Genomic DNA, 16,817 nt, shown 5'->3' with positions numbered 1-16,817 from the left:
TCAGTTCCGTCGCAGGAGGGGGAGCGGTGCGCCCATCACCGCGTAGGGGCGGGCGGCGCTCGGGAAGCGCACCTGGCGGGCGAGGTCGTCGTACCCGAGGGCGCGGTAGAGCCCGCGCGCCGGGGAGTCGGTGTCGATCGCGGAGAGGATCGAGCGCGGCTCGGCGGCCGTGTCGGTGATCGTGGTGATCAGTTCGCGGCCCACGCCGCGGCCCTGGAAGTGGGGGTGGACGTGGAGCTCGGTGATGACGAACGAGCCGTCGAGCCAGTCGGCGGAGCCCGTGGCGCGCAGGTACGGCTCCACGACGGTGGACCACCAGTGCGTACGGTCGTTGGGCATGCCGTACACGAAGCCGACGAGCCGGCCGTCCGGTGTCACGGCCCCGTAGGCGCGGGCGCCGGGGCTCATGAGGTGGCGCAGCACGATGTGGCGGCGTACGGCGACCTCGTCCTGGTCCAGGCCGAAGGCGACCGCCTGCACGGCGAGGGCCTCGTCCACCCGGGCGGCGAGATTGACCGGTCCGATCACGACCTGTGCGTCATCCATGCGGCGCACCTTACAAGCGGCCGGGGGCTCAGAACAGCACGCTCATGAAGGCGCCGGTCTCCCGGAAGCCGACGCGGCGGTACGAGGCCCTGGCGGGGGTGTTGTAGTCGTTGACGTACAGGCTGACCACGGGTGCGACGTCGGCGAGGGCGTACTGGAGGACGGCGGCCATGCCCGTCTCCGACAGGCCCTTGCCGCGGTGCTCGGGGGCGACCCAGACGCCCTGGATCTGGCAGGCCAGGCGGGTCGCGGCGCCGATCTCGGCCTTGAAGACGACCTTGCCGTCCTCGATGCGGGCGAAGGAGCGGCCCGCGCCGACGAGCTCGGCGACCCGGGCCTGGTAGAGCAGTCCCCCGTCGTTGGCGAGCGGCGAGACGCCGACCTCCTCGGTGAACATCGCCACGCAGGCGGGCATGATCGCGTCCATCTCGTTCTTGCGGACGCGGCGGACCAGCGGATCGGGGGCGACCGTGACGGACGGCTCCTCGGTGACCATCACGGGCTGACGGGCACGGACGTCCCGCGCCGGGCCCCAGCTGGGCTCCAGGAGCCGCCACAGCTCGGCGGTGGGCTCGACGGGGCCGACGATGGACGAGCAGCGGCGGCCGATCCTGCGGGCCCGGTCGGCGAAGGCGCGGACGGCCTCGGGGGTGGCGCAGAGGGGGACGAGATTGGCGCCGGAGTAGCAGAGCGAGCGGAGTCGGCCCTCGTGGTACCAGCCCCACATCTCGCCGCCGAGCCGCCAGGGATCGAGCCCGGCGACCTGGACGCGGGCGGTCACGAACGCGTTCTCGACGGGGGCGCTCTCCAGGACGGCCAGGGCGGCACCGAGATCGGCGGGTTCGAGGACCCGGGTGGTGGTCTCTGTCAACACGAGGGGGCCTCACGGTACGGATCTGCTGGTCTCCGCACTTTACCCCTGCACCGATTCTTTGGGCTCGGTTCGCCTCCAGGGCGCTTCAGCCGGGCTCACGGCCCCGACCGTGCTCGCCCCCTCCTTCGTCGGGGGCTCCGCGCGCTCGGGGCCGTGAGCCCGGCGCGCCCCTTCGGCTCACTCGCCGGCCCGGGGGTGACGGGCTCCCGGACGCGCGAAACCCCTCCGCCCGGTGGGGCGGAGGGGTTTCGTGGATGGTTCCGCGTGCTAGCCCGCGATGGCGACGGTCGGCTCGCCGCTGGCGACGCCGTCCTTCTCCATCTGCTCGGCGATCTTGAGGGCCTCTTCGATGAGGGTCTCGACGATCTTCGACTCGGGGACGGTCTTGATGACCTCGCCCTTCACGAAGATCTGGCCCTTGCCGTTGCCGGAGGCGACGCCGAGGTCGGCCTCGCGGGCCTCGCCCGGGCCGTTGACGACGCAGCCCATGACGGCGACGCGCAGCGGGACGGTCATGCCGTCGAGGCCGGCGGTGACCTCCTCGGCGAGCTTGTAGACGTCGACCTGGGCGCGGCCGCAGGACGGGCAGGAGACGATCTCCAGGCGGCGCTGGCGCAGGTTCAGCGACTCCAGGATCTGGATGCCGACCTTGATCTCCTCGACCGGCGGCGCGGAGAGCGAGACGCGGATCGTGTCGCCGATGCCCTGGGAGAGCAGGGCGCCGAAGGCGACCGCCGACTTGATCGTGCCCTGGAACGCCGGGCCCGCCTCGGTGACGCCGAGGTGCAGCGGGTAGTCGGACTGGGCGGCGAGCTGGCGGTAGGCCTCGACCATCACGACCGGGTCGTTGTGCTTGACCGAGATCTTGATGTCGCGGAAGCCGTGCTCCTCGAAGAGGGACGCCTCCCAGAGGGCGGACTCGACGAGCGCCTCGGGAGTGGCCTTGCCGTACTTCTTCAGGAGCCGCGCGTCGAGCGAACCGGCGTTGACGCCGATGCGGATCGGGGTGCCGGCGTCGCCGGCCGCCTTCGCGATCTCCTTGACCTTGTCGTCGAACTGCTTGATGTTGCCCGGGTTGACGCGGACGGCCGCACAGCCCGCGTCGATCGCGGCGAACACGTACTTCGGCTGGAAGTGGATGTCGGCGATGACCGGGATCGACGACTTCCGGGCGATCGTGGCGAGCGCGTCCGCGTCGTCCTGCGTGGGGCAGGCCACGCGCACGATCTGGCAGCCGGAGGCGGTCAGCTCGGCGATCTGCTGGAGCGTGGCGCCGATGTCGGACGTGCGGGTCGTCGTCATCGACTGCACGGAGACGGGGGCGTCACCGCCGACGGCCACGCTGCCGACCTGGATCTGCCGGCTCTTGCGCCGCTCGGCGAGCCGGGTCGGGACGGTCGGGATACCGAGAGCAATCGCGGTCATCTTCTGTGCAACCTCAAGGTTGTGCGTCGGCGGTCTCAGGTCTCCGAGGTTACCGCCCTTGGGGTGGGGGGCCGGACACCAGCGGGTCCGAGCCCCCCGGGGGAGCTGCTCGCGGAGCTGCCTGCGGAGCTCCGTCCGCGGCTATGTCAGTCGTACCGGGTTGACGATGTCGGCGGCGAGGACGAGCAGCGTGAAGCAGACGAAGACACCGGCCACCACGTACGCGGCGGGCATCAGCTTGGCCACGTCGAACGGGCCCGGGTCGGGGCGCTTGAAGATCCGGGCCGTGTGCCGGCGGACGGACTCCCACAGGGCGCCCGCGATGTGTCCGCCGTCGAGCGGCAGCAGCGGGAGCATGTTGAACAGGAACAACGAGACGTTGAAGAACACCAGGAGGTTCATGAACATCACGAGGATCCGCTCCGGCGGAGCGTCGACGGTCATGAGCTCGCCGGTGAGCCGGGCGGCGCCGACGACACCGACCGGGGAGTCCGAGGCGCGCTCCCCGTCGCCGAAGGTGGCGTCCCAGAGACCGGGGATCTTGCCGGGAAGGGCGACGACCGAGTGGACGCCGTTCTCCAGGAGGTCGGACATCCGTTCGGTGGTCTCGCCGAACGTGAGTGCGCCGACCTCGGTCTTCGAGGCGAAGCCGAGATAACCGGCGTCGATGTACTGGAGCGGCTGGACGACCTGGCCGTCCTCGTCCTTCATCGGCACCTTGTTGGAGACGAGCGTCGGGTGCAGGTCGACGCGCTGGCCGCCCCGCTCGACGGTGATCGTCGCCGCCCCGATGGTGTCGCGGATGCGGTCCGAGAGCGTGTCCCAGTCCGCCACCGGCGCGCCGTTGAAGGCGACGATCTTGTCGCCCTCCTTCAGGCCGGCCTGGAAGGCCGGGGAGACGGGGTCCCCCGCCACGCACGTCTCGCGCTTCTCGCTCTGCTTGATGACGCACTTCTGGACGCCGGCGACCTTGGTCGTCTGGCCCTCGATGCCCAGCGTCATCATCGAGCCGAAGAAGAGCGCCGCCGCCAGGACCAGGTTCATGAACGGTCCGGCGAACATCACGATCACGCGCTTCCACGGCTTGCGCGTGTAGAAGAGCCGCGAGTCGTCACCCGGCTGGAGCTCCTCGTACGAGGCCTCCCGGGCGTCCTCGATCATCGAGCGCCAGGGCGAGGTGGAGCGGGCCTCGATCTTGCCGTCCTCGCCCGGCGGGAACATGCCGATCATGCGGATGTAGCCGCCGGCCGGGACGGCCTTGATGCCGTACTCGGTCTCGCCCCGCTTCTTCGACCAGATCGTGGGGCCGAAGCCGACCATGTACTGCGGCACACGGATGCCGAAGAGCTTGGCGGTCGAGAGATGGCCCAGCTCGTGCCACGCGATGGAGACGAGGAGGCCGAGGGCGAACAGCACGATGCCCAGCGTGTACAAGAGCACTTCGGTCATGCGCGCGCCTCCGCCGTTGCCTTCGCTGCGAGTTCACGGGCCCGGGCCCGTGCCCAGGTCTCCGCTTCGAGGACGTCCGGGACGGTGAGGGAGGTTCCCGTACCGGGAACACCGTGCTCCGCGACGACCGCTGTGACCGTATCCATGATTCCGTTGAACGGCAGCCGACCGGCGAGAAACGCCTCGACGCACTCCTCGTTCGCCGCGTTGAAGACGGCGGGGGCCGTGCCGCCCAGTGTGCCGACGTGCCGGGCGAGGCCGACCGACGGGAAGGCCTCGGTGTCGAGCGGGAAGAACTCCCAGGTGGAGGCCTTGGTCCAGTCGAAGGCGGGCGCCGCGTCCGGGACGCGCTCGGGCCAGCCGATGCCGATGGCGATGGGGCCGCCCATGTCGGGCGGGGTCGCCTGGGCGAGCGTCGAGCCGTCCGTGAACTCCACCATCGAGTGCACGTACGACTGGGGGTGCACGACGACCTCGATGCGGTCGAAGGGGATGTCGTACAGCAGGTGCGCCTCGATGACCTCCAGGCCCTTGTTCACCAGGGTGGCGCTGTTCACCGTGATCACCGGGCCCATGGCCCAGGTCGGGTGGGCCAGCGCGTCCTCGCGGGTGACATGGGCCAGCTGCTCGCGCGTACGGCCGCGGAAGGGGCCGCCGGAGGCGGTGACGACCAGCTTGCGGACGTCGGCGCGGGTGCCGGCGGCGAGCGCCTGGAAGAGGGCCGCGTGCTCGGAGTCGACCGGGATGATCTGACCCGGCTTGGCGAGCGCCTTGACCAGCGGGCCGCCGACGATCAGCGACTCCTTGTTGGCGAGGGCGAGGGTGCGGCCGGCTTCGAGCGCGGCGAGCGTGGGCGCGAGGCCGATGGAGCCGGTGATGCCGTTGAGCACGGTGTGGCACGGGGAGGCGGCGAGCTGGGTGGCCGCGTCCGGCCCGGCCAGGAGCTCGGGCAGCGGCTCGGAGCCGTACAGCACCTTCAGCGCCTCGCGCAGCTCGGGCAGCACCTCCTCGCGGGCGACCGCGACCGCGGCGACCTTCAACCGGTGCGCCTGCTCGGCGAGCAGTCCGACCCGGCCGCCGGAGGCGGCCAGGGCGGTGACCCGGAAACGGTCGGGGTTGCGCAGCACCAGGTCGATGGCCTGCGTGCCGATGGACCCGGTCGAGCCGAGGACGACGATGTCCCGGCGTCCTTCGGACACGTCGAAGGCGATATGGGGATCGGCGAGAGGAGAGGGGCGGTCGCTCATGCCCCCCATTCTTGCCCCAAACGCTGTGCGGACTTCACGGGGTGTGGACAAACGCGTCGAAGACCCGGTGGAAGTCGGGGAACGTCTTCTTCACACAGCCGGGGTCGTCGAAGGTGATCCCGGGGGTGCGCAGGGCGGTGACGGCGAAGGACATGACGATCCGGTGGTCGCCGTGGGTGGCGATCTCGACGGGTCCCGTGGGGGTGCCGGGGTGGATCTCGATCCAGTCGGGGCCGGTGTGGACGGTGATGCCGAGGCGGCGGAGGTTCTCGGCGCAGGCGTCGAGGCGGTCGCACTCCTTGACCCGGGTGTTGGCGACGTCCTCGATGCGGACGGGGCCGTCGGCGAAGGGGGCGAGCGCGGCGAGGGTCGGCATGGTGTCGGAGATGTCCCGCATGTTGACGGTGAGTCCGCGCAGGGTGCCGGTGGAGCGGACGGTCGTGCCGGTGTCGGTGACCTCGACGTCGGCGCCCATGCGGCGCAGGACGTCGACGAAGGCCAGGTCGCCCTGGAGGGCGCCGGTGCCGAGGCCGGGGACGGTGACGGAGCGGCCCGGTTCGAGGGCGGCCGCGGCGAAGAAGTAGCTGGCGGTGGAGGCGTCGGGCTCGATGCCGTACGTCCTCGCCCGGTAGCCGGTGGGGGCGACCCGGTACGTACGGCCGTCCTGGCGTACGTCGGCGCCGAAGGCCCGCATCATCGCGAGGGTGATCTCGACGTACGGCTCCGAGACCAGGTCGGTGACGGTGATGTCGAGGCCCTCCGCGGTGAGCGGGCCCAGCATGAGCAGGGCCGTCAGGTACTGGGAGGACTGCCCGGCGTCGAGGGTGAGCGCGCCGCCCTTCACGCCGCGGGCGTGGACGTCGAGCGGGTGGTGGCCCTCCTGCTCGCCGTGCCGGAGGTCGACGCCGAGGGTCCGCAGGGCCTCCGTCAGGGGGGCGAGGGGGCGCCGCCGCATCTGGGCGGAGGCGTCGAAGCGGTACGTGCCGCGGCCCGCGGCGGCGAGGGTGGGCAGGAAGCGGGCGGTGGTGGCGCCGTCGCGGCAGTAGACCTCGGCGGTGTCCGCGCCGGGGCCCGCGGGGCGGCCCTCGATGTGCCAGGCGTCGGGCTCGCGGCGGACGGCGTACCCGAGGGCGATGAGGCCTTCGGCGAAGCCCTCGGTGTCGTCGGAGACGAGCGGCCGCAGGAGGGTGGTGGTGCCCTCCGCCGCGGCGGCGAGGAAGAGCGCGCGGGCGGTGACGGACTTGGAGCCGGGGATGTCGATGACGGTCACGCCCCTCATCCTGCCGTTCCGCCCCGCCGGGCGGACCCGCGTTCCGCATGGCGGAACGCGGGCGGGGCTCGGCGGGACGCCGGAGACGGCGCGGGCAGGGCGTCGGCGGGGACGCCGGAGACGGCGTGGGCAGGGCGTCGGCGGGGACGCCGGAGACGGCGCGGGCAGCGCGCTCAGGGGATGCGGCGGTGGACGTCCTCCCCCGTCGCGGGGCCGGGGGTGGCGTCCGCGATCCACGGGCCGTCGTCGCCGGGGTCGACGATGCCGGCCTCCAGCCAGGTGTACCGGCCGTCGAGGACGCCGTCGACGATCCGCCGGTCGAGGTCGTCGGTGTTGGACCAGAGGCGGCCGAAGAGCTCCTCGGTCCGCAGCCGGGCCTGCCGGCAGAAGGCGTCCGCGAGCTCGTGCGCCTCCCGGCCGTGGTCGCCGGTGGTACGGAGGAGTTCGGCCCGTACGCAGGCGGCGCTCATCGCGAAGAGCTCCGCGCCGATGTCGACGATCCGCCCGAGGAAGGCCTGCTTGAGCTCCATGCGGCCCTGCCAGCGGGACATCGCGTAGAAGGTCGAGCGGGCGAGCTTGCGGGAGGTCCGCTCGACGTACCGGAGGTGTCCTGCGAGGTCGCCGAACTCCCCGTACGCCCCCGGCAGTTGTCCCGGCCCGGCGACGAGTCCGGGCAGCCAGCGGGCGTAGAAGCCGCCGGCCCGCGCACCGGCCCTGGCCTTGTCGGCGAGGGAGGTGTCGGGGTCGATGAGGTCGCCGGCGACGGAGAGGTGGGCGTCGACCGCCTCGCGGGCGATCAGCAGGTGCATGATCTCGGTCGAGCCCTCGAAGATCCGGTTGATCCTCAGGTCGCGCAGGAGCTGCTCGGCGGGGACCGCGCGCTCGCCGCGGGCGGCGAGGGAGTCGGCGGTCTCGTAGCCCCGGCCGCCGCGGATCTGGACCAGTTCGTCGGCGATGAGCCAGGCCATCTCGGAGCCGTACAGCTTGGCGAGGGCCGCCTCGATCCGGATGTCGTTGCGGTCCTCGTCGGCCAGCTGGGAGGCGAGGTCGACGACGGCCTCCAGGGCGAAGGTGGTGGCCGCGATGAAGGAGATCTTGGTGCCGACGGCCTCGTGGCGGGCGACGGGCCTGCCCCACTGCTCGCGGACGCCCGACCATTCGCGGGCGATCTTCAGACACCACTTGCCGGCGCCCGCGCAGGCCGCGGGGAGCGAGAGGCGGCCGGTGTTGAGGGTGGTGAGGGCGATCTTCAGGCCGCTGCCCTCGGGGCCGATGCGGTTTCCGGCCGGGACGCGGACGCGGTGGAAGCGGGTGACGCCGTTCTCCAGGCCGCGCAGCCCCATGAAGGCGTTGCGGTGCTCGACGGTGATGCCGGGCGAGTCGGCCTCGACGACGAAGGCGGTGATGCCGCCGCGGTGGCCCTCGGAGACGGGCACGCGGGCCATGACGACGAGGAGGTCGGCGACGACGCCGTTGGTGGTCCACAGCTTCACGCCGTCGAGGACGTACGTGTCGCCCCCGTCCTCCGGCACGGCGGTGGTGGCGAGGCGGGCCGGGTCGGAGCCGACGTCGGGCTCGGTGAGGAGGAAGGCGGAGAGGTCGGTACGGGCGAGGCGGGGCAGGAACGCGTCCTTCTGCTCCTGGGTGCCGAAGAGTTTCAGCGGCTGCGGTACGCCGATCGACTGATGCGCGGAGAGCAGGGCGCCGACGGCGGGGCTCGCGGAGCCGACGAGGGCCAGGGCGCGGTTGTAGTACAGCTGGGTGAGGCCGAGACCGCCGTACGCCGGGTCGATCTTCATCCCGAGCGCGCCGATCTCCTTGAGTCCGGTGATCGTCTCGTCGGGGATGCGGGCCTCGCGCTCGATGCGGGCGCCGTCGATCCGGTTCTCGCAGAACGTCCGGAGGGTCGCGAGGAAGGCCTCCCCGCGCCGGACGTCCTCGTCGGCGGGGAGCGGGTGGGGGTGGATGAGGTCCAGGCGGAACCGGCCGAGGAAGAGTTCCTTGGCGAAGCTCGGTTTGTGCCAGTCCTGCTCGCGCGCGGCCTCGGCGGTCTGCCGGGCCTCGCGCTCGGTGACCTTGGGCCGCTGGGTGGGTGCGGACATGGACACCTCCTCGGGTTTCCTGTCCGTCGTACCCGATTTCCGCGGGTTCGGAAAGAGGAGCGGAGCGGCCCCGGGGGCCTCGGCGTCCTTCCGGTGAGACGCCCCTGACCGCCGGGGAGAGGGCCGCGTAGGGTCCCCGCCATGTCTCAGCCGATCAAGCTCGTCATCCACATCACCGTCCTGCCCGGCAGGGGTGCGGACCAGGTCGCCGCCTTCGAGGCGCTCGCACCGCTCGTACGGGCGGAGGACGGCTGCCTGCAGTACGACCTCCACCGGGTGGCGGACGACCCCGACCGCTTCGTCCTGATCGAGCGCTGGGCCTCGGCCGAGGCGCTCGCCGCGCACGGCGCCGCCCCGCACATGACCGCCGCCGACGCGGCGAACAAGGCGTTCCGCGCGAAGCCCGCCGAGGTCGTCCGGCTGGTCGACACCCCGGTCGCCTGACGGAACACCGTCGCCTGCACACGGCGCCTGAATACGGCGCCTGTAATAGGGCGCCCGCACGCGAAAGACGGCCCGAGCCCCCGCACAGTGGGCTCGGGCCGTCTGGCCTCGTGGCGTACGACTTACAGCGCGAGGCCCGTCAGGACCAGGACGCGCTCGTAGGTGTAGTCGTCCATCGCGTACTTGACGCCCTCGCGGCCGACGCCGGAGCGCTTGACGCCGCCGTACGGCATCTGGTCGGCGCGGTAGGACGGGACGTCGCCGACGATCACGCCGCCGACCTCCAGCGCGCGGTGGGCGCGGAAGGCGGTCTGCAGGTCGTGCGTGAAGACGCCCGCCTGGAGGCCGAAGTCGGAGTCGTTGACCGCTGCGAAGGCCTCGGCCTCGCCGTCGACCTTGGCGATCGTCAGGACCGGGCCGAAGACCTCGGCGCGGGCCAGGGTGACGCCGGCCGGGATGTCGGTGAGGACGGTCGGGGCGTACGTGGCGCCCTCGCGCTTGCCGCCGGCGAGGAGCTTGGCGCCGGCCGCGACGGCCTCGTCGACCCAGGACTCGACGCGCTGGGCGGCGGCCTCGTCGACGAGCGGGCCGACGTCGGTGGCGGCGTCGGACGGGTCACCGGTGACCTGCGCCTCGACGGCGGCGACGATCTTCGGCACCAGGCGGTCGTAGACCGAGGCGTCGGCGATCACGCGCTGCACGGAGATGCAGGACTGGCCGCCCTGGTAGTTGGAGAAGGTGGCGATACGGCTCGCCGCCCAGTCCAGGTCGGCCTCGGAGGACCAGTCGGGCAGGACCACGGCCGCGGCGTTGCCGCCGAGCTCCAGGGTGCAGTGCTTGTGCGGCACCGACTCCTGGATGGCGTAGCCGACCTTGTCCGAGCCGGTGAAGGAGATGACCGGGAGGCGCTCGTCCTTGACGAGGGCGGGCATGCGGTCGTTCGGCACGGTCAGGATCGACCAGGAGCCGGCCGGCAGGTCGGTCTCGGCCAGGATCTCGCCCAGGATCAGGGAGGAGATCGGGGTCGACGGGGCCGGCTTGAGGATGATCGGGGCGCCGACGGCGATGGCCGGGGCGACCTTGTGGGCGCTGAGGTTCAGCGGGAAGTTGAACGGCGCGATGCCGAGGACGACGCCCTTGGGGATACGGCGGGTGAGGGCGAGGCGGCCCGCGCCGCCGGCCTCGGTGTCCAGGCGCTGGGCCTCGCCGGCGTTCCAGCGGCGGGCCTCCTCGGCGGCGAAACGGAAGACGGAGACGGCACGGCCGACCTCGCCGCGGGCCCACTTGACGGGCTTGCCGTTCTCGGCCGAGATCAGGAGGGCGATCTCCTCGGTGCGCTCGGCGAGCCGCTTCGACACGTGGTCGAGGGCGGCGGCGCGGACGTGCGCCGGGGTCGCGGCGAACTCGTCGACGACGGCGTGCGCGGCGGCGACGGCCTCCTCGACCTGGGCCTCGGTGGGCACGCTGACCTTGCCGACCAGACGTCCGTCGAAGGAGTTCGTGACGTCGAAGGTGGCCTCGCCGGTGGCCTCGCGGCCGGCGAGCCAGAAGGCGTGGGTGGTCGTCATTGCGTCCCGGCCCTTTCCGTATCGGGGGTGCGAGCGATCGCTCTCGTCACACGTTAGGGCCGGGGCGGCGGGCGCGGGCTTGTCCGGTATGGAGTAGTGGGGTGGAGGCTCTGTCCGCTTCGGCCGAAGAGCCGCCGGGCCCGTCCGCACCCGCGCCCGTCCTCACCCGCACCGCCGCCCGCACGGCCGCCCGCCGCTACCTGCGCCGTTCCGTCGAGACGATCAGACAGACGCCGGCCACGACGATCGCGCCGCCGAGGAGGAGGGGCCAGGTCAGCGCCTCGTTCAGGACGAGGGCGCCCAGGGCGACGGCGACGACGGGATTGACGTACGCGTAGGTGGCCACCAGGGAGATCGGGGCGGCCTGGAGGAGCCAGGCGTACGCGGTGAAGGCGATCAGCGAGCCGAAGACGACCAGATAGGCGAGGGCGGCCCAGGAGCGGGTGGAGACCTCGGAGAGGGCGAAGCCGTGCTGCTCGCCCCGGACCAGGCCGACGGTGAGGCCCGCGATGCCGCCGGCGATCATCTCGTACGCGCTGGCGGTGAAGGGGTTGGCCGGCATCGGCAGGCGCGAGGAGGAGAAGGAGCCCACGGACCAGCAGAGGGTCGCGGCGACGACGAGGAGGACGCCGCCGATCCGCACGTCGCCGCTGAGTCCGGGGAGGGTCAGGACCGCGAGGCCGGCGAGGCCGAGGAGGACGCCGGCGGTGCCGCCGAGGGTGGGGCGCTCGCCGGAGACGGCCTTGAGGACGACGACCCAGGCGGGGACGACGGCGATGAGGAGCGCGGCGAGACCGGACGGGATGGAGGTCTCGGCGAGGACGACCAGGCCGTTGCCGCCGAGGATGAGGAGCAGGCCCACGAGGACGGCCGAGGCGAGCTCCCTGCGGGTCACCTTGAGGGCGGCGGGGCCCTGCCGCCAGGCGATGATCCCGACGAGGAGCAGTCCGGCGGTGACGAAGCGGGCGCCGCCGGAGAGGAAGGGCGGCACGGTCTCCACGACGATCCGGATGCCGAGGTAGGTCGATCCCCAGACGACGTACACGATGCCGAGCGCGGCCCAGACGGCGCCGGTGATCCGGCGGGCGGACACCACCGCGGCGGGCTTGGCGGTACGGGGTTCGGGGGCGGCCTGCTGCGTCTCGGGGGCCGGATCGACGGCGGGGCTTGTCATGTGCAGGAGAGTAGGGAGTCCGGGAGGTGATCGACAAGAAAACTGCCCGGATTCGGGCAGGAATCCGGGAATTCGGACGGTCGCGGCGGGGTAAGGGTCCTTCGGTGCCGGGGTGGCAGGATGATCCCGACCGCGTACGCGAATGGGGGAAGAACATGATCCTGATGGTCCTGATCGGCGTGCTGGTGCTTGCCGTCGGAGGGTGCGTCTGCGTCGTGTGGGCGTCGCGGGGCGGCCCGCGCTGGGTGCGCGGGGTGGCCAAGGCGACCCTGCTCGGCGGGGAATTGGTCCGCGACCACCAGCGGCGGAGCCGCACGCGGCAGGGCAACGGCGACGACGGCGCCCTCGGCGAGTGACGGCACCCTCGGCGAGCAGGACCTACGGGGTGTCCTCGCCCGTCGCCTTCAGCGCCAGCCACAGCTCCATCCGTACGTCCGCGTCGTCCAGCGAGCGGCCCAGGATCTCCTCCACGCGCCGCATCCGGTAGCGCAGGGTGTGCCGGTGGACGCCCAGGTCCGCCGCCGCCGCGTCCCACTGACCGTGCCGCGAGAGCCAGGCGCGCAGGGAGGCGACCAGGTCACCGCGGCCCGTCGCGTCGTGCTCCCGCAGCGCGCGGAGCATGCCGTCGGCGAAGGCGCGGACGGCGTCGTCGGCGAGGAGCGGCAGCACGGAACCTGCGGCCAGCTCCTCGTGCTCGACGAGCGCGCGGCCCCGCCGCCGGGCCACCGCGAGGGCCTGCTCCGCCTGCTTGTACGCGACTGCCGCGGCGACCGGACCGGCCGGGGCCGAGAGTCCGACGAAGACCCCGGCCTCGTCCGCCTCCCGGTCCGCGTACCCGTGGCAGGCGGCGGCGACCGCGCCCCCGTCCCCGGCCAGGACGACGAGCCGCCCCTCGCTCTCCGGGACGGTGAGCACCGCCTCGCCCGCCCGGGCGGCGGCCGTCTCCAGGGTCTCGGCGAGAACCGGCAGCGGGGCCTCCCCCGCGGGCTCGCCGGCGGCGGGCTCGGCGACGACCAGGCGGAAGGGGGCGTCGAGCAGCCCGCCGTACACGTCCCCCGCGACCGCGCGGGCGTGGTCCGGCTGGCCCGCGAGCAGCATGCGCAGGACGGCCGCGCCGAGCCGGTGCTCCGCGGCCTGGAGCGCGCGCGAACGCTCCGTCGTGAGGGTGAGCAGGGCGATCGCCGAGTGCACCGCGTACCGCTCGGCCGTCCCGAGGGGGGCGCCCGTGCCGACCGCGAGCGCGCCCCGCACGCGCCGCCCGGTCCCCAGCGACTGGAGCTCGACCCGGTCGTCCGTACCGCCCACCACGGCGCTCGCGGGCGCGGGCCGGTCGCGGAGCCGCTCCACGTCGGGGGTGAGCCGGGCGGCGCGGCGGGCCGCCCACTCGGGTGAGACGGCGACGACCGTGCCGGAGGTGTCGTACAGCGCGGCCCAGCCGTCGACGTGCGCGGCGAGCCGGGCGACGACGGCCTCCGGGCCCTCGGCGAGGGCGGCGCGGGTCAGCTCGCGCTGGGCCTCGAATCCGGCGGTGACGGCCCGGTACTGGTCGGCGGAGATGGCCGCGGAGACCGCCTTGCTGATCGCCAGGAACGGGGTCCTGCGCGGCACCTCCAGGAGCGGCAGGTGCTCCTCGCGCGCCGCGTCGAGCAGGGCCGTCGGAATGGACTCGTAGTTGACGCCGACGGCGAACCCGAGGCCGACGACACCCGCGCCGAGCAGCCGCCGCACGTAGCGGCGCATCGCCTCCAGGTCCTCCGCGTCCAGCGTGAGCGCGGTGGTGAGCAGGAGCTCGCCGCCCTCCATGTACGGGACGGGGTCGGCCAGTTCGCTGACGTGGGCCCAGCGGACGGGGGTGTCGAGGCGGTCCTCACCCGCGCGGACGACCAGCTTGAGGGCGGAGTGCTGCACGAGCGAGGCGAGGGTGGGCGGCATTGGGGACCGTCGGACCTTTGAGCGAGGGGGCGCCGCTCAGCCGAGCGGCGCCCCCGATTGTGCCAGGGCGGCAAGAGCCTCGCTCAGCCGCGGAGCTCGACGAGGAGCGGTGGGGTGTGTTCGCCGCGCACATGGGTGAGGGAGAGGACGGCGTGGCCGGGGGGCACGGCGTGCGCGAGGTCGGAGGCGGACCACCGCTCGCGCTCGACCTCCCGTACGGTCACGGCCTCGGTGGTCACGGCCTTGCCGGTCACCAGCTTGCGCAGGGCGTGGAAGGCCCGGGTCATCGGCTGGTCGGCGAAGACGGTGTGGTGGGCCACCTCGGTCGTCTCCACCCGTTCGGTGCCCCACGCCTCGGCGAAGGCGCGGCCGTCCCAGGTGGGGAGCCCGGCGAAGGCCATCCGGCAGCCGACGCCGGCGAGGAGCGGTCCGTGGAGGGCCGCGGGCACCTCCGCGAGGGTACGGAGAGCCAGCACGACGCCCGCGTTCTGCGGGCGCAGCCGCTGGAAGGCCCGGACGGTGCCCGGCGTGAGCGCGCCCGCCGCGTCGTCGAGCACCAGGCAGGCGAAGTGCCCGCTCCCTGCGCGGTCCCGGGTGACCTGCTGGAACTGGGCGAGCAGCATCCGGTTGAGCAGCCGCGCGGCCTCCTCGTGGCCGCCTTCCAGCAGGCAGATACGCACCCGCATCGGGTGCTGGGCGACGGCCCGGAGGGAGAAGGGCCGCGCGTCGCGGCCGCCGCCGAAGAACTCGGCGAAGACGGGCCGGTCGAGGGCGGTGAGCCGGTCGGCGAGGACGGGGCCCACGTCGGTCGCGGTGCCGACCTGACGCATCCGGGACTCCAGCTCGCGGCGCATGGCCTGCGCGCCGTCGGCCGGCAGCAGGTCGAGCAGCGCCGCCAGGACCTCGGAGCGGGCTTCGAGCAGTTCCCGCAGGACCGGCACGGTCGGGAAGCGCCCGTACGCGGCCCGGTACGGGCCGATGAGCTGGGCGAGCACGGTGGCGGCGCGCCGGGTCTCCCCTCCTTCCATGTCGCCGACGAGCCCTTCGGCGAGGAAGGCGGCGGCCTCGTCGGGGTCGGTGGCCCCCGCGTACAGGTCGAGGTCGTACCGGGAGGAGGGGTCGCCGAGGCGGACCACGACGTCGTACGCCTCGTCGGGGCCGAGCGGTGCCCCGGCCGCGCCGACGGCGACGACGGCGCAGGCTCCGGTGAGCGCCTGGAGGGTGAGCGACTCGACGACGGGCGCGACGAGCGAGCGGGTCTTGCCCGCGCCGGAGGGGCCCACGGCGAGGAGGGAGGTGCCGAGGAGTCCGGGGTCGAGCGCGAGACCGGCGCCGTGGTAGGCGTGCGGGGTGCGCTCGGCGGCCGTGAAGCGCCCCACGCGGACCTGCCCTAGGAGCAGGTCGTGGGTGGCCGAGCGGCCGGGCAGGTCGCGGTCGCCGGACGGATGCGCGCCCGCCGCGGCGCCCTGGCGGAGGAGGGCGTCGACGAGGGCGGTGCGGCGGGTGGCGTCCCGGCCGCTGTTCTGCCAGGTGCGGCGCACCCGTGCGCAGTCGACGTCGTTCATCCGGCCGGTGACCAGTTCGCCGGCGAGCAGGTCGGCGGCGCGGTGCTCGCCGGCGTCCCTGAGCTCGGGCCATTGGGAGCGGGGGGTCTCGGTGGGGGCCGGGCCGGCCGGCGCCGGGGTCGGGCCGGAGGCCGACCGGGCGCGCGCCTGCCGGAAGAGGACCGCCCATTCCCCGATCCGGGCGAACGGCCAGAGGACCGCCGCCGTGACCAGCAGGCGCATGGGGTAGACGAAGAAGGGCGAACCGGGGATGTCCCAGCCGCCGGTGACCAGGGCGGCGAGGCAGGCGAGCGGGTCGACGAGGGGCAGCGGGGGCCAGCCGAGGCCGAGGGTCTCGGAGAAGACGAACCCCAGGACGATCAGGGCTCCCGCTGCCGCGAGCGCGGCGCGCACGGGCGGGCGGCAGCGGCCGAGGTAGTGGCGGGTGACCTTGCCCCAGGAGCCGAGGGCGCCGATCGCCCACACGAGGACGAGGAAGAGGGCGCCGTCGAAGACGCTGTGGGCCGCGACGCCCTGCCAGTCCTTCGGCGAGGTGGTGAGGGCGTACCACCAGTCGTTCGGGGTGAGGGTCCGCAGCAGGACGTCCGCGTACGGGAGGGTGTTGTTCCGCCAGGCCGACCAGATGACCAGTCCGACGGCCATGGGGATCAGCATGCCGACGAAGGTGACCGGTGCGAGTCGCGCGGTCGCCTGCGGCGGCGGCACGTGCCGGAACCGCCAGATGCCGAGTCCGGCCTTGGGGCGCGGCGCGTCCAGCCACTCGACGACGGCCGCGGAGGCCGGTGCTCCCACGGCCCCGGGAGCCCGGGACGGCGGGACGCTCGGCGGGGGCGGAACGCTCGCCGGGGACGGGACGCCCGGCGGGGACGGGACGCCCGGCGGGGACGCGGGCGCGGCGGGGTGGACACGGTAGGCCGGGGGTGTCGGGGGCGTCGGGGGAACCACCGGTGCCGAGGCGGGTGGCGGGCCCGCCGGGCGGGGGACCGCGCCCCCCTTGGTGTCGCGTGACTCGTACGTGCCGTCGGTCTCCATCTACCCCTGCCCCCTGACCAGCCAGGTCGCCGCCTCTGTGCCCTCGTCAATCTAGTGGGCCCGGCGCGCCCCGGAGGGGTTTCGCGCACCCGTACGGCCGATCGCCGCCGAGTGGCGGAAACGGTCACCCTGGGGGGTGGAAACGGAGTCGCCATGTCCAACCCGGACAACGGCACACCCACCACCACT

The 16,817-nt window shown here is 73.4% G+C and carries 13 protein-coding genes; 2 read left to right on the top strand and 11 right to left on the bottom strand.

All coding sequences use genetic code 11. From position 1 onward, the window contains the following. The 7 genes from ACZ6K0_RS08415 to ACZ6K0_RS08385 form a co-directional block, all read right to left on the bottom strand. A complete protein-coding gene (locus ACZ6K0_RS08415; RefSeq protein ID WP_469227507.1) occupies window positions 1-546 on the bottom strand; it encodes a GNAT family N-acetyltransferase in 546 nt (181 codons plus the stop codon). Window positions 547-574: 28 nt separating this feature from the next. Beyond that, window positions 575-1,420: a GNAT family N-acetyltransferase gene (locus tag ACZ6K0_RS08410; protein WP_376409698.1), complete on the bottom strand. Its 846-nt coding sequence runs from the start codon at window positions 1,418-1,420 to the stop codon at window positions 575-577. 267 nt (window positions 1,421-1,687) lie between these two features. Continuing rightward, the gene (ispG, locus tag ACZ6K0_RS08405; RefSeq protein WP_024755628.1) at window positions 1,688-2,845 is read right to left on the bottom strand and encodes a flavodoxin-dependent (E)-4-hydroxy-3-methylbut-2-enyl-diphosphate synthase; all 1,158 of its coding nucleotides are present in this window, start codon (window positions 2,843-2,845) and stop codon (window positions 1,688-1,690) included. Between the two features lie 141 nt (window positions 2,846-2,986). Further along, window positions 2,987-4,294: a M50 family metallopeptidase gene (locus ACZ6K0_RS08400; protein WP_469227508.1), complete on the bottom strand. Its 1,308-nt coding sequence runs from the start codon at window positions 4,292-4,294 to the stop codon at window positions 2,987-2,989. Then, window positions 4,291-5,541: a 1-deoxy-D-xylulose-5-phosphate reductoisomerase gene (gene dxr, locus ACZ6K0_RS08395; protein ID WP_469227509.1), complete on the bottom strand. Its 1,251-nt coding sequence runs from the start codon at window positions 5,539-5,541 to the stop codon at window positions 4,291-4,293. The genes ACZ6K0_RS08400 and dxr overlap by 4 nt, the downstream gene beginning before the upstream one ends. 34 nt (window positions 5,542-5,575) lie before the next feature. After that, a complete protein-coding gene (gene aroA / locus ACZ6K0_RS08390) occupies window positions 5,576-6,811 on the bottom strand; it encodes a 3-phosphoshikimate 1-carboxyvinyltransferase (protein ID WP_469227510.1) in 1,236 nt (411 codons plus the stop codon). Between the two features lie 173 nt (window positions 6,812-6,984). Next, window positions 6,985-8,913 carry an acyl-CoA dehydrogenase family protein gene (locus ACZ6K0_RS08385; protein ID WP_469227511.1) on the bottom strand — a complete coding sequence of 643 codons (1,929 nt, stop codon included), beginning with the start codon at window positions 8,911-8,913 and terminating at the stop codon, window positions 6,985-6,987. A 141-nt stretch (window positions 8,914-9,054) separates the two neighbouring features. Here ACZ6K0_RS08385 and ACZ6K0_RS08380 point away from each other — a divergent pair, with 141 nt between their 5' ends. Beyond that, complete coding sequence (locus ACZ6K0_RS08380; RefSeq protein ID WP_469227512.1) at window positions 9,055-9,357, top strand: putative quinol monooxygenase; 303 nt, start codon at window positions 9,055-9,057, stop codon at window positions 9,355-9,357. A gap of 122 nt (window positions 9,358-9,479) precedes the next feature. Here the strand turns inward: ACZ6K0_RS08380 and ACZ6K0_RS08375 are convergent, their stop codons facing one another. Then, window positions 9,480-10,925 carry an aldehyde dehydrogenase family protein gene (locus ACZ6K0_RS08375; protein WP_469227513.1) on the bottom strand — a complete coding sequence of 482 codons (1,446 nt, stop codon included), beginning with the start codon at window positions 10,923-10,925 and terminating at the stop codon, window positions 9,480-9,482. 196 nt (window positions 10,926-11,121) lie between these two features. Next, entirely contained in the window at window positions 11,122-12,099 is a 978-nt protein-coding gene (locus ACZ6K0_RS08370; protein ID WP_376409679.1) for an EamA family transporter, read from the bottom strand. 155 nt (window positions 12,100-12,254) lie between these two features. Between ACZ6K0_RS08370 and ACZ6K0_RS08365 the strand changes: the two genes are divergently transcribed. After that, entirely contained in the window at window positions 12,255-12,455 is a 201-nt protein-coding gene (locus ACZ6K0_RS08365; RefSeq protein ID WP_469227514.1) for a hypothetical protein, read from the top strand. Window positions 12,456-12,477: 22 nt separating this feature from the next. On the opposite strand, the gene ACZ6K0_RS08360 is transcribed toward ACZ6K0_RS08365, so the two are convergent. Together ACZ6K0_RS08360 and ACZ6K0_RS08355 are read right to left on the bottom strand one after the other, a co-directional pair. Next, entirely contained in the window at window positions 12,478-14,031 is a 1,554-nt protein-coding gene (locus ACZ6K0_RS08360) for a PucR family transcriptional regulator (RefSeq protein ID WP_376409673.1), read from the bottom strand. Window positions 14,032-14,114: 83 nt separating this feature from the next. Beyond that, entirely contained in the window at window positions 14,115-16,388 is a 2,274-nt protein-coding gene (locus tag ACZ6K0_RS08355; protein ID WP_469227515.1) for a type IV secretory system conjugative DNA transfer family protein, read from the bottom strand. Between the last annotated feature and the right edge of the window lie 429 nt (window positions 16,389-16,817).

Source organism: Streptomyces sp. NPDC042346 (assembly GCF_055581845.1).
Note: the sequence above shows the minus strand (reverse complement) of the source record. Positions and strands in the feature narration are given on the sequence as shown.

What these genes read in the sequence shown, in the direction of transcription:
- ACZ6K0_RS08415 (WP_469227507.1), bottom strand. Translation starts at nt 546, where the DNA reads ATGGATGACGCACAGGTCGTGATCGGACCGGTCAATCTCGCCGCCCGG.
- ispG (WP_024755628.1), bottom strand. Translation starts at nt 2,845, where the DNA reads ATGACCGCGATTGCTCTCGGTATCCCGACCGTCCCGACCCGGCTCGCC.
- ACZ6K0_RS08400 (WP_469227508.1), bottom strand. Translation starts at nt 4,294, where the DNA reads ATGACCGAAGTGCTCTTGTACACGCTGGGCATCGTGCTGTTCGCCCTC.
- dxr (WP_469227509.1), bottom strand. Translation starts at nt 5,541, where the DNA reads ATGAGCGACCGCCCCTCTCCTCTCGCCGATCCCCATATCGCCTTCGAC.
- ACZ6K0_RS08385 (WP_469227511.1), bottom strand. Translation starts at nt 8,913, where the DNA reads ATGTCCGCACCCACCCAGCGGCCCAAGGTCACCGAGCGCGAGGCCCGG.
- ACZ6K0_RS08380 (WP_469227512.1), top strand. Translation starts at nt 9,055, where the DNA reads ATGTCTCAGCCGATCAAGCTCGTCATCCACATCACCGTCCTGCCCGGC.
- ACZ6K0_RS08375 (WP_469227513.1), bottom strand. Translation starts at nt 10,925, where the DNA reads ATGACGACCACCCACGCCTTCTGGCTCGCCGGCCGCGAGGCCACCGGC.
- ACZ6K0_RS08370 (WP_376409679.1), bottom strand. Translation starts at nt 12,099, where the DNA reads ATGACAAGCCCCGCCGTCGATCCGGCCCCCGAGACGCAGCAGGCCGCC.
- ACZ6K0_RS08365 (WP_469227514.1), top strand. Translation starts at nt 12,255, where the DNA reads ATGATCCTGATGGTCCTGATCGGCGTGCTGGTGCTTGCCGTCGGAGGG.
- ACZ6K0_RS08360 (WP_376409673.1), bottom strand. Translation starts at nt 14,031, where the DNA reads ATGCCGCCCACCCTCGCCTCGCTCGTGCAGCACTCCGCCCTCAAGCTG.